Genomic DNA, 12,047 nt, shown 5'->3' with positions numbered 1-12,047 from the left:
CAAGGGGGAAGGTGAGGGTGTTGCTCAGCCGCGCAGCCAGTCGACGGCCACGCGCGCCGCACGCCCGATGGCCGCGTCGGCGCGGGGGTCGCGCTCGGCCATCGAGCGGGTGCGCAGGAAGACGGCGACGGCGTAGCGCCTGCCGTCGGGATAGGTGACGACACCGGCCTCGTTGCGGATGCCGAACTCGGTGCCGGTCTTGCCCGCGATGCGTACGCCGTCCTCGAAGCCGGAGGTCAGTCGGTGCTGCCACACCTGCCGTGCCATGACGGCGCGCACCTCGGCGCAGGCTTCGGCGGTCCCTGCCCGGTCGTGCCAGATCGCGGCCAGCAGGTCGGCCACTTCCCGAGGAGTACTGGAGGGCACACGGGCGGGATCGCGCACGCTGAGCTGCCGGATCTCCTCCTCGGTGGCCCGTGCCACGCAGGTGTCGAAATCCGCGCCGTCCGCCATGCCCAGCTCACGGCGGACCGGCAGGTCGAGCGCCCGGCAGCCGGACACTCCGAAGCCGGGAAAGCCCAAGGCGTCAAGGGTGGCGCGGACGTTCGCCTCGCCGACGGCGTCGAGGAGCACGTCGGTTGCCGCGTTGTCGCTGATGGACATCATCAGGTGGGCGAGGTCGCGGGTGCTCAGCTCGATGTCGTACCGGCATCCGTCGCTGCCCGAACCACCCATGCGGTACTCGGCGGTGACCGTGTGCCGCGCCTGTCGGTCCAGGTGTCCGGCCGCTGCCTGGCGGGCGTACTCAAGGAGAATCGGGATCTTGAAGACGGAGGCCAGGACCACCCGCTCGTCGGCGCGGTGGGACACCTCCGCCGGGCCGTCGAGATCACGTACGTGGACGAATCCTTCTGCCTGGGCGTCGGCGAATATCGCTGCCAGGGCCGGTGTCACCGCGGGGTCCGCGGTGGTCTGGTCGCTGCTCATGCACTGCTCCTTGCGCCGGGGACAGGTGTTCAACGACGGAGGAAATCGATGGCGGTACGCGCGACGCTCCCGATCACGGCGTCCGCCCTGGGCTGGCGCACGGCCAGGGAGTGGGTGCGCGCGAAGACGGCCACGGCGTAGCGTCTGCCGTCGGGGTAGCTGACGACGCCTGCTTCGTTGCGCAGGTTCCACATGAAGCCGTTCTTGGCCGCGACCTCGATGCCGTCCTCGAAGGCGGCGACCAGCCGGTGTGTCGAGAGCTGATGAGCCATCAGGCCTCTTACCTCGGCGCAGGCTTCGGCGGTGGCGGCCTCGTCGCGCCAGATCGCCGTGAGCAGTCCGGTGACCTCGCGGGGTGTGCCGGCCTGGGCGCGCCGGGGGTCGAGCACCGACAGGGCGCGGATCCGGTCGTCACTGATGTGCTGGAGCTGCGTGTCGATGTCCGCGTCCGGGTCAATGCCCAACTCGTCCCACTCGCGGCCGTACAGCTCCCGGCCCGTACCGACGGGGAAGCCGGTGCATCCGAGCCCGGCCAGGGTCGCCCGTACGTTGTCGGCGCCGACGAGGGAGAGGAGTTTGTCGGTGGCGGCATTGTCGCTCATCGTCATCATGAAGTACGCCAAGTCCCGGGCGGCGAGCACGACATCGTCGAGGCAGCCGTCGGTGCCGATGCCGCCGCCCTCCTTCTCGGCCACGGCCACGGTGTGCCGCCCGGCGCGATCGAGGGTGCCCGCCGCCGCCTGTCGTGCGTACTCCAGGGCGATCGCGATCTTGCGTACGGAGGCCAGGATCACCGGGGCGTCGGCCCGGTAGGAGACCTCCGCGGCGCTGTCCACGTCACGGACGTGGACGTATCCGTCGGCTCCGGCGTCCTGGAAGAGCGCGGCGATGCGATCAGCCGGTGCGGTGTCCGGAAGGTGGGGTGGTGCGTTCACAGTTGCTCCACTGGAAGTGAGGGCGGGGTCAGCGCGCCTTGGGTGTGGCCCGGCCGCTGTAGCGCAGGAAGGACGTGCCGTCCGGAGCGGTCTCGAACACCACCGCGTCCCACAGCGACGCCTGGTCGTGGCGGGCCAGGAAGGTGTTCTCGTCCACGGCCGTCAGCGTGAACTCCCTTACGGGGGCGAGTCCTTCGAGAGCGCCGGTGGGCTCGGTGCGAAGGCGCAGCGCGCCCGCGTGGACGGTCGCGGTGATGCGGCTGCCGGCCCGCTCGTACACGCCCGCGAAGCGTTCCGTGTCCACCGCCACGGGCTGGGTGGGCGGGGTGAGCGGGGCGGGCACCGTGACGCCCGCCAGTTCCTGGAACAGCTCACTGGCCACGGCGTGCTGGAACTCACATGCGCGCCCGCCGTTGGTCAGCAGGGCGACCACGGTGTCGGTGGCGGGCAGCACCCAGAGCATGGCGTGCTGTCCGATGGTGTCCCCGCCGTGAAAGGCGACCTGTCTGCCGTCCCAGGACGTCAACCCCCAGCCCAGTCCCCACTGTTCGGCGTCGACGTACGGGTTGGGCACCCGCACCTGCGGGACGCGCAGTGCCTGCGGATCGGCGAGCAGGGCCCCCGGGGTCAGGTGGGCACGGCCGAACGCCACGACGTCCTTGGCGCGGGCGCACACCAGGCCGGCCGGGCCCATGGATCGCGGCAGCCCCCACACGTCGGCCGGTGCGCCGTCGTCGCCGTGGCCCAGCGCCGTCGCGAAGCGCAGAGCGTCTTCGGGCAGCGTGCATGTGTGGGTCAGGCCCAGCGGCTCGATGATCTGAGCCTTCAGCGCCTCATCCCACTCCAGCCCGGTCAGGCGCTCCACGATGCGCCCTGCGATGACGAACCCCGCGTTGCAGTACGACTGCCCGGCCCCCGGCGAGAACAGCTGGTCGAGCCCGGCGCAAGCCTCCACGTACCTCCGCAGACAGTCGCCACCGCGCCCGGTGTCCACGAACAGGTCCCCGTCGATGCCCGAGGTGTGGGTCAGCAGTTGGCGTACGGTGACGGCGCGCGTGGCCCGGGTGTCGCGTACCGCGAACTCGGGCAGCACGCCGGCCACCGGGGTTTCGAGAGTGAGCCGTCCCTGCTCGATGAGCAGCATCAGCTGTGTAGTGGTCCACACCTTGGTGATGGACCCGATCTGGAACAGGGAGTCCACGCTCACCGGCGCTGCGGTGGACCGGTTGAGCACGCCTGTGGCGCACGCCAGGGTCTCGGCTCTCTCGTGGGAGAAGGCCAGGGATGCGCCAGGCACCTCGAACTCATCGGCCAGCGCCGCGAGTCGGCTGCGCCAATGGCCGATGTCAATGCTGGGAGTCACGGAACCGTCCTTGAAGCGAGGAGGGAGCGGCGAGAACGCCACACTATGGCTGCATCTCCGCGCTCCTGATGGACCGGCAGACGAAAGGACAGAGCCGGCTTCGTATCGGCGTACGAAGGGAGCTCAGGTGTGACTGTGCGCTGCACAGTCCTCACGGTGGGATGTCCGCACCGCCGCGAGTGGGGACGGGATACCCGTACGAAGTCAGGTGGCTTGGCTCGTAGTTGGCGACGATCACGCGTCGGTGCGTCATGCCTAGGCTGAAGTCATCGATCGGCGGCGCCACCGACACGGGGCGTCGCCGTCCTCGTACCAAACGACCGCTCTTAGGACCCTTGGGGAGACGAACATGCCCTTGCTCGAAGTCGACGACTGCGTCCTGGTGGTCATCGATGCGCAGAGAAACTTCTATCCGCCCAAGCGGCTGGACGTGGACCGCCTCCGCCTGGACGAGACGGTGCGGCGCATCGCCTGGATCGCCCGCGTCGCAGGCGAACTGAACGTCCCCGTCGTCGTCACCGAGGAGGAGCCCGACTACAACGACCACACCGACGACACCATCCGCGTGGCTCTTCCGGCCGACGCGGTCACCTTCCCGAAGAACGCCTTCTCCGTCTGGGACAACCCGGAGATCGCTGGAGGCATCGAGGCGACCGGGCGCGGCACGACCGTGCTCGTCGGCCTGGAGACCGACATCTGCGTCGCGCACTCGGCCCTTCGGCTCCACGCGGCGGGTAAGCGCGTCGTGGTCGTCGACGACGCGGCCTTCTCACCCGGGCGGGCCCACGAGGCAGGGCTGCGCCGTCTCGCGGCATCCGGCATCGAGACCTTGTCCGCCAAGGAACTCTTCTACGACTGGGTGCGCACCATCGAGCGGGCCAACGCCTTCCACGAGGCGACCTCCGATCTCACGGTGCCGCCCGGCGTCAGGCTCTGACTGCCGGTGCACTGCGGTCACCACGCACGTCTGCCCCGCTCACTCCGGCGCGCAGGGGTTCATCAACCGCAGTTGCAGCATGAGCGCGAATCGCACCGAGGGATCCTGCAGGTCGACCTCCGCCACCTCGGCGACCCGCCGGATGCGGTAGCGGAAGGTGTTGGGGTGGACGAACACGCTCGCCGACGCTCCGATGATGTCGCCAAAGGCGTCCAGCCACGCGCGGAGCGTCTCGATCAGGTGGGACCGGTGCTTGGCGTCGTAGTGCACCAATCGGGCCACCGGGCTGAGCAGTTCGTCGCCCTGCACGGCGGCAAGGTCCCGCAGGTCGAGCAGCAGTGCGTCGATGTATACGTCGCCGATCGAGGCGACCCGCCTGCCGCTCTGGTCGCTCATCAGCACCCGCAGGACCCGGTCGGCCCTGGTGCGTGAGCGGCCCAGCGCCGACGGGTCGGTCGCCACCGATCCGATGCCGATCACCGCCTGCGCCCGCTTGCCGGCACGCTCCACGAAGTTGGCCGCGATCTGCATCGCCCGCTCCCGGCCGGCCGCGGGGTCCGCGGGCACCGGGACGACGGCGTAGGCCACATCGCCGAGCAGCGCGAGAGCCGACCGTGGCTGCACCGCGTTGAGGTGGATGCCCAGGGCGCTGGTCAGCCTCTGTCGTTCCGCGGCGAGCTGGGCATGGTCGCCCTTCTCGCCGGTGACCCCCATGGCCATCACCACCGTGGGCTCCTCCACGAGCCCCAGGCGGTCCAGGGCGTCGGCCGCCCCCATGCCGCCCTCCAGCACCGTGCTCACCAGGTCGGCCCGGAGCCGGTTCTGTGCGTCGGCGCCCGCCCGGTGGCGCAGCAGGTGCAGGGCGACGAGCTTCGCCGCATCCTGGAACGCCTGCTCGCGATCGGGGGTCAGCGGCTCCTCGACCGCGGCCCACACCGACCCCAGGAACTCGTCACCGGCCCGCACCGCGACGGCGACCCGCGGGATGGCCGTCTCCCCCTCCTCGATCGTGGCGGGGGCGATGTGGACGGGACGGTCGCTGCGGTACAGCTCGTTGAAGACGCCGCGGCTCTCCAGGATCCGCAGATACCCCTCCGGCACCTGGCGGGCCAGGATCGTGGCCACGCGTGACTGGTCCGCTTCGTCCTGCCTGCCGGAGAACGCCAGGATCCGCTGACGGCGGTCCTCGATCGTGATCGGCGCGTCCAGCAGCGTCGCGACGGCGTTGGCCAGCGCGAACAGATCACCGGAGGGAACCCCTCCCAGTGACTCCGCCCCCGAATCACCGACATCCCCTTCGGTGAGCAACGTCCGCAGGAGCTGTGTCAGTTGGGACCAGGACGCGCCCTGCGCCAGGCCGATCAGTGCCACCCCCGAGGCCGCGGACGCCGTGGCCAGCGCCTCGCCGTGCTCGACGGGACCGCGCACCACCAGGGCGGCCGCGCCGTGATCGCCCAGCTCGTGCATGAGCCGGGCGATCTGCTCCGTCCCGTAGACACCGACGCCGAGCACCATGGCGCGCTGCGGGTAGGTGACCTCGTCCCCCGGGTCGTGGATGACGACCCCGCCGACCTCGTCGACCAGCTCGGGCCTGCCGTGCACAAGGTCGAGCAGGGCAGGGCTGAAATCTTCGAGCACACGGGCAAGACTGGTGCGGAGATTCACCGACACGTGACTGATCACCACCTCAGGCTAAAAGGGCAACCATCCCTCAGGTTCGTACGCCCGAACAACTCTGGGATCAGGAGTCGTCTGCTCGTACCAGCCTGAGGGGGCCCCGGCAGCCTGCGGTCCTGCGGTCCTGTGCCGAGCCCTAGGGGATCACCGTTCCGGGGCCGTTGTCGCCGCTCAGGTTCAAGCCGAAAAACGCCTTCGCCGACGGTGCACCGATGTCCGTCGGGTTCAGCGCGACCGACTGCGATGCCGTCAGACCGGAGGCGGCGCCTCGCAGCAGCCACACCGCGCCGCCGTTGACGACCGTCCCCAGGTTCTCGCCCGGCGCGCCCGCGGTCAGATCCGCCTTGCCATCACCCGTCACGTCGAGCAGTCGTGCCGACCCGCCGAACACGTCGCCGGACTCCGCGGCACCCGGCACGCCCGCCGTGTCCTGGTGGAAGGCCTGCGCGCCCTTGCCGGTGAGCCCGTCCTTGCCGCTCTTGAGCAGCACCACGGCGCCGGCCTTCTTCTTCGAGCCGATCGCCTCGCCGGGGACGCCGACGGCCAGGTCGGGGTATCCGTCGCCGTTCGCGTCGCCCGCGCTCAGCCGGCCGCCGAACTGGTCGCCCTTCTCGCTCGCCCCGGGCACGCCCGCCGTGTTCTGCGTGATCGTCTGTGTACGGGTCTGGCTGGGGCCGGACGGCGAACCGTAATAGATCTTGACGGTGCCGGGGTCCTCCTCGGTGCCCTCCGTGTCGCCGTTCGGGAAGATCCGGGTGGCGAGGTCCGCGTAGCCGTCCTGGTCGAAGTCGGCGACGGCGGTGCTGGACGCGGAGTTCAGGGCCTTGGGGACGGTGGACAGGCCGGACTTGCTGCCCAGCCACAGCTTGCCGCCCTCGGCGTGGTTCTCGTAGACGTAGAAGGTCGCGAGGTCCTCGATGCCGTCGCCGTTGAAGTCGCCCGTGGCCGTCGAGTTGATGGAGTTGTCGGTGCTGAACACCTTCAGCTGCTGCGAGCGGGCGGGGACGCCGTCCCGGCCGAAGGGGCCGTGGAGCACGTCGTGGTAGTCGTAGTCGTCGCCGTTGCGCATGAACAGGTCCGGGTGCCCGTCACCGTCGAAGTCGCCCGCGGTGAGGTGGTCCCCGACCTCCGCGTTCGCCGGTGCGGGGACGAGGACGGCGTCCTGGCCCGAGATGCCGCCCTTGCGGCCCCACAGGACGATGACCGATCCGTTGACGTTGTCATCCGGCCGGTAGCTGCGGGCCCTCACCGCCAGGTCGGTCAGGCCGTCGCCGTCCAGGTCACGGGAGACCATCGTGTAGCCGAAGCCATTGTCGTCGCCCGATTCGCCGGGCACGCCCGGGGCGTCCTGGGTGATGACCGTGGTGCGCTCGGGGTCGATGCCCTGCGCCGAGCCGTAGCTGATCGTGATGTAGCCGGCCCCGATATGGCCACCGACCTTCGCACCGGGAGCGGCGACGGCGACGTCCTGATAGCCGTCGCCGTCGAAGTCCTCGCGCACGGTGGCGGCGCCGTCCTGTGCGGCTGCGGTGCCCGCGACGATCGGCACGCCGAGCGATCCGATCAGGGCGGCGGCCACGGCGGTCGATATGGCGGGTCTGCGGATGACCACGATTCCTCCTTGGAGCGCGAGCGATGTCGAGACGCGTGCGCGCTGATGTGATTCATCTGCGAGACACGCGGAAACGGCTGATGGTTGTGCGCTGAACGGCACTTGAATCAAGCGTTTCCATCCGACGGGCCGACCCGCTCGGGAGAGCAGCCGATCTACATCGCGCTCAGCGAGCGGCGTTGCCGTCCGTCCTCCGAGAAGTTCTCCGGCGCCAGCCAGGCGCGGAACGCCTCGCGAAGCCGCGGCCATTCACCGTCGACGATCGAGTACCAGGCCGTGTCGCGGTTGCGCCCCTTGTAGACCACCGCCTGGCGAAACACGCCTTCGAAGGTGAAGCCGAGCCGCTCGGCCGCTTTGCGCGACGGGGCGTTGAGGGCGTCGCACTTCCACTCGTAGCGCCGGTAGCCGAGCTTGTCGAAGGCGTAGGCCATCAGTAGGTACTGCGCCTCGGTGGAGAGCGGGGTGCGCTGGATCAGCGGCGAGAACACCACGTAGCCGACTTCGACGACCCCGTTGGCCGGGTCGTGGCGCATCAGCGACAGGGTGCCGACCGCCTTGCCCGACGTACGGTCGATCACCGCGTAGTGCAGTGGATCGGCGCTGCGGGCCGCGGCCTCGGCCCAGCGGCGGTACTGGCCGGCGCTTTCGAAGGGCTCGTCGGGCAGGTAGGTCCAGTTCCGGCCGTCGGTCGCGGTCGCGTACGCCGCGTAGAGGTCGTCGGCGTGACGCTCGGCGTCGAGCGGCTCGATACGGCAGTACGCGCCGTCCAGGTCGACCCGGGCCGGGGCCGGGCGGGGTGTCCAGTTGGGGAGTGACGCGCCGACGGGCTGGTCGTACGCGTTCAGACGTGATGTCACCAGATCTCCAGGATGTGTGCTCCCCGGCCACGCTACGGCCGGGGAGCGGCTCCGGCCTGCGGACAGCTCCGCTACCCCACGCCTGCCGCGATCCGTTTGTTGCGGCGTACCGATGACCAGAAGGACCAGGCGATCAGGACGACGCCCACCAGGCCGGTGACGACCTCGGGAATCTCGTACTGGATGGTGACGAGCAGGACCATGGCAAGAGCGCCGATCGCGTAGTGCGCGCCGTGCTCCAGGTAGACGTAGTCGTCCAGGGTGCCCTGGCGGACCAGGTAGACGGTGAGCGAACGGACGTACATCGCGCCGATGCCCAGGCCCAGCGCCATCAGGACGATGTCGTTCGTGATGGCGAAGGCGCCGATGACGCCGTCGAAGGAGAACGACGCGTCCAGGACCTCGAGGTAGAGGAACATGAAGAACGCGGCCTTCCCCGCAAGCACGACGGCGGACGGGGCATTGCCGCTCTTCTTGGCCTCTTCCTCCGCCTCGTGTTCGCGCTCCTCCTCTTCCTCCAGGCGGTTCTCGAAGAAGCCGGACAGGCCGCCCACGACGAGGTACGTGATGAGGCCGGCGATGCCGGAGATGAGCACCGTCTGTGCCTTGTCCACGTGCGTGCCACCGTGCTGGTGGGCGTGGGTGGCGAAGGTCATCGCGGAGATCATGAGCACGATGAGGGCGATGCAGACCGACAGCATGTCGATCTTGCCGAGCTTGGCGAGCGGTCGCTCGAGCCAGCCGAGCCACTTGATGTCACGGTCCGCGAAAATGAAGTCGAGGAAGATCATCAACAGGAACATGCCACCGAACGCGGCGATCGACGGGTGCGCGTCGGTCACCAGCTGCTGGTACTTGTCCTTGTCGTTGAGGGCAAGCCGCACGGCCTCGATCGGGCCGATCTTGGCGCTGATCGCGACGATCAGGACGGGGAACACGAGCCGCATGCCGAAGACGGCGATGAGCACACCGATGGTGAGGAAGATCTTCTGCCAGAAGGCACTCATCTTCTTCAGGATTCCGGCGTTGATCACCGCGTTGTCGAAGGACAGCGAGACCTCGAGGACGGCAAGGATCGCCACGATCCCGATGGCCGCCCATCCGTCATAGAACACCGCCGCGACCAGGCCGAGCGCGGTGACCGCGAACGACCAGCCGAAGGTTTTCAGAACCACTGGCTTCTCTTTCATGGGACGTCACAGGCGCAGGACGTCGAGCGGGGGCGCAAAGCGACTACGGGCGGTTCATCCAACACTCCCATACGCTGATCACCAAGGCCATCATGACCTGATGCCCCTCCGCGCCCCTTCGCACGCCATGGAATCCGTCCCTGTCCTGCGACCGGAGCCATCGGCCTGCGCTGGTCCGGGGTTTCGTGATCGTGCAAGGGTGGGCCACATGACGACAGAGCGATTCGAAGTGCAGCGCCAGATAGCCGCGTCCCCGGAGAAGATCTTCGCGTTGTTGTGCGACCCCGCCGGGCACGTGGCGATCGACAGCTCAGGAATGCTGCAGTCCGCCGAGGGCGAATCCGCGCGCGCGGCCGGCGACGAATTCGTCGTCCACATGGACCGCGAGTCGTTGAACGACTACCCGCTGGGCAAGTACGACGTCACCGTGATCATCACGAAGTTCGAGCAGGACGCCCTGATCGAGTGGACGATCTCCGGCCAGGTGCAGCCGCCCATCCGGCACCTCTACGGCTACCGGCTCGAGGCCAGCGAGGGCGGCACTCTGGCCACTTCGTACTACGACTGGAGCGAGATCGAGGAGCGCTACCGGGACGCGGGCATCTTCCCCGTGATCCCTGAGGCGGGCCTTCGCGCGACCCTCGGGATTCTGGCGCGGAACGTCGAGTAGCGAAGTCCTGCCCCCGGTCGCGGGAAACACGAGAACCGCCGCTCCCGGTCGCCATGGCCGGGAGCGGCGGTTCGATGGGGCAGCGGTCAGCGGGTCAGTGGGTCACGACCAGATCGTGAAGGTGACGGTGACCGAGGCCTTCTTGCCCGCCGCGTCCGTGACCGTCAGTGTCGCGTTGCGGAAGCCCCAGCTCGTGGGGGTGCCGGAGACCAGGCCCGTGGTCGGGTGAACGCTCAGCCCTGCCGGGAGATTCGTCGCGGTGAAGGTGTACGGGGCCGTGCCGCCGGTCGCCTTCACCGGCACGCTCATCGGGCGTCCCACGGTGCCGTTCTGGCTGCCGGGGTCGGCAAGCTTCGGCGCGCCCGTGCCGGGGGCCGTCACCGTCCACCCGAAGGACGTGGATCCCTTCTTTCCGGCCGTGTCCGTCGCGGTCAGCGTCACCTGGTGGGTGCCTGCGGTCGTCGGGCTGCCCGAGACCGTGCCGGTGGACGCGTCGATGGAGAGCCCCTTGGGCAGGCCGGTGGCGGTCCAGGTGTAGGGAACCGTGCCGCCCTCCGCGCTGTTGCGCAGCTCCACCCGGCTGCCGGTGGCGGTGGTCTGCGCGGACACCGCCGATACGGTCACCTCGCCGGGCTGCGGGTCCGACGTCACCAGCTGGGCACCGAACTTCGTGAGCGCTTCGTTGACCGGCTGGAAGATGGTGTACTTCTCGCCGCTTCCGCCGGTGCACGTCGCGCTGCCGCCACCCGAGTGGAGACCGACGGCCCGCCCCCCGGCGGGCGTCACGTAACTGCCGCCCGAGTCACCTCCCGCGGAACAGGCGCTGGAGTACGACAGCCCGTCGATCACCACATTGCCGTAGTCGACGCTCTGGTCGACCTTGGTGACCTCACCGCACCGGTATCCGGTCGTCTGGCCCGAGTGGCACACGGCCGTGCCCACGACCGCTTCGGCGGCGCCCGTCACGGTGACATCACCCTCGCCCCAGCCCGCCACCTTGGGCGCCAGCGACCAGCCCGCCTGGTCGACGTCGACGATGCCCATGTCGCCTTCGCGGGCATTGACCGACCCGGTGCCGTTCTTGTTCGACGTGCCCACGCGCGTGCCGTCCTTGCCGTACGCGGGCTGGCTGACGTCGTTCGTGCAGTGCCCGGCGGTGAGGAAGGCCTTGCCCGCGCCACTCGTCCGCGTCACGGGGAAGCCGACCGAGCAGGGTGACTCACTGCCCGGCGTCCACTTCTCTCCGCCCACGACATCGCCGCCCTGCTGACGGGGTACGTCTCGGGACTCGACCACCCGTATGAGGCCGCCGAGGGAAGCGAGCTTCGATCGCAGGGCCTTGGTGGCCGCGGTCGACGCGGCGGGGTCGACGGACACTTCGACTCGTTCCGCGCGAGCGTCCACACCCCACGAGCGCACACCGGGCACTCCCCGGCTCCACTTGCCGACCTGCCGCGCCGCCGTCTCCAACTCGGCGCGCGTACGGCGTGCTTGGTGGGGTACCGCTCCGGCATCCCGCGCGGCCTCGGCGGCCCGGGGCGTGGTGACGGCGGCGTGGAGGTGACCGTCGGCCGCGTCGAACCAGAGGGCGGTGGCCTGGTCGCCGACCGTGGTGCGGACCGCGGTCGCCACGCGCTGGGCCCGGCTCTCGTCGGCCAGACGCTCCGTCACGCCCGCGGGGCTCGTCCCGAGGTCTCGCGCCAGGGCCGCACGGAGTGCGTCCGGCAGCCGCGGCTCGGCCGTCGTCCCGGGAGAGGGAGCGGGAGTGTCCGCGTGGGCGGGCAGGCTTGGCAGGGCGGCCAGTCCGGCGAGGGCCGCCGCGGCCACGAGGCCGGTCAGGAGCGGCCGTTGAGAGAGGGGTCGCATAGGGGGTGTTCCT

Annotated in this window: 10 protein-coding genes; 2 read left to right on the top strand and 8 right to left on the bottom strand. The window is 69.7% G+C overall.

Going from position 1 to position 12,047, the window contains the following annotated elements; translation table 11 throughout:
• Nucleotides 1–24: 24 nt before the first annotated feature.
• Genes ACFUPX_RS17940 through ACFUPX_RS17930 form a run of 3 tightly spaced genes read right to left on the bottom strand, consistent with a single transcriptional unit; the run spans nt 25 to nt 3,225 of the window.
• The gene (locus ACFUPX_RS17940; RefSeq protein WP_383322721.1) at nt 25–927 is read right to left on the bottom strand and encodes a serine hydrolase; all 903 of its coding nucleotides are present in this window, start codon (nt 925–927) and stop codon (nt 25–27) included.
• Between the two features lie 29 nt (nt 928–956).
• On the bottom strand, nt 957–1,862 hold the full coding sequence (locus ACFUPX_RS17935) for a serine hydrolase (protein WP_383322717.1): 906 nt from the start codon (nt 1,860–1,862) through the stop codon (nt 957–959).
• A gap of 28 nt (nt 1,863–1,890) precedes the next feature.
• Nucleotides 1,891–3,225: a serine hydrolase domain-containing protein gene (locus ACFUPX_RS17930; protein WP_383322714.1), complete on the bottom strand. Its 1,335-nt coding sequence runs from the start codon at nt 3,223–3,225 to the stop codon at nt 1,891–1,893.
• A 349-nt stretch (nt 3,226–3,574) separates the two neighbouring features.
• Here ACFUPX_RS17930 and ACFUPX_RS17925 point away from each other — a divergent pair, with 349 nt between their 5' ends.
• A complete protein-coding gene (locus ACFUPX_RS17925; RefSeq protein ID WP_383322711.1) occupies nt 3,575–4,162 on the top strand; it encodes an isochorismatase family protein in 588 nt (195 codons plus the stop codon).
• A 39-nt stretch (nt 4,163–4,201) separates the two neighbouring features.
• Here the strand turns inward: ACFUPX_RS17925 and ACFUPX_RS17920 are convergent, their stop codons facing one another.
• From ACFUPX_RS17920 to ACFUPX_RS17905, 4 genes are all read right to left on the bottom strand, one after another.
• On the bottom strand, nt 4,202–5,845 hold the full coding sequence (locus tag ACFUPX_RS17920) for a PucR family transcriptional regulator (RefSeq protein ID WP_383322708.1): 1,644 nt from the start codon (nt 5,843–5,845) through the stop codon (nt 4,202–4,204).
• Nucleotides 5,846–5,975: 130 nt separating this feature from the next.
• A complete protein-coding gene (locus ACFUPX_RS17915) occupies nt 5,976–7,451 on the bottom strand; it encodes an FG-GAP-like repeat-containing protein (RefSeq protein ID WP_383322705.1) in 1,476 nt (491 codons plus the stop codon).
• Nucleotides 7,452–7,606: 155 nt separating this feature from the next.
• A complete protein-coding gene (locus tag ACFUPX_RS17910; RefSeq protein WP_383322702.1) occupies nt 7,607–8,308 on the bottom strand; it encodes a GNAT family N-acetyltransferase in 702 nt (233 codons plus the stop codon).
• A 71-nt stretch (nt 8,309–8,379) separates the two neighbouring features.
• A complete protein-coding gene (locus tag ACFUPX_RS17905) occupies nt 8,380–9,483 on the bottom strand; it encodes a DUF475 domain-containing protein (RefSeq protein ID WP_383322699.1) in 1,104 nt (367 codons plus the stop codon).
• Nucleotides 9,484–9,706: 223 nt separating this feature from the next.
• On the opposite strand from ACFUPX_RS17905, the gene ACFUPX_RS17900 reads away from it, so the two are divergent.
• Complete coding sequence (locus ACFUPX_RS17900) at nt 9,707–10,168, top strand: SRPBCC family protein (protein ID WP_383322697.1); 462 nt, start codon at nt 9,707–9,709, stop codon at nt 10,166–10,168.
• 102 nt (nt 10,169–10,270) lie between these two features.
• On the opposite strand, the gene ACFUPX_RS17895 is transcribed toward ACFUPX_RS17900, so the two are convergent.
• A complete protein-coding gene (locus ACFUPX_RS17895) occupies nt 10,271–12,034 on the bottom strand; it encodes a putative Ig domain-containing protein (protein ID WP_383322695.1) in 1,764 nt (587 codons plus the stop codon).
• Nucleotides 12,035–12,047: the final 13 nt, after the last annotated feature.

It is taken from the genome of Streptomyces sp. NPDC057302 (assembly GCF_042667685.1).
Classification (GTDB): domain Bacteria; phylum Actinomycetota; class Actinomycetes; order Streptomycetales; family Streptomycetaceae; genus Streptomyces.
Note: the sequence above shows the minus strand (reverse complement) of the source record. Positions and strands in the feature narration are given on the sequence as shown.

Coding starts and splice junctions, on each gene's coding strand:
- ACFUPX_RS17900 (WP_383322697.1), top strand. CDS start 9,707: ATGACGACAGAGCGATTCGAAGTGCAGCGCCAGATAGCCGCGTCCCCG.
- ACFUPX_RS17940 (WP_383322721.1), bottom strand. CDS start 927: ATGAGCAGCGACCAGACCACCGCGGACCCCGCGGTGACACCGGCCCTG.
- ACFUPX_RS17925 (WP_383322711.1), top strand. CDS start 3,575: ATGCCCTTGCTCGAAGTCGACGACTGCGTCCTGGTGGTCATCGATGCG.
- ACFUPX_RS17895 (WP_383322695.1), bottom strand. CDS start 12,034: ATGCGACCCCTCTCTCAACGGCCGCTCCTGACCGGCCTCGTGGCCGCG.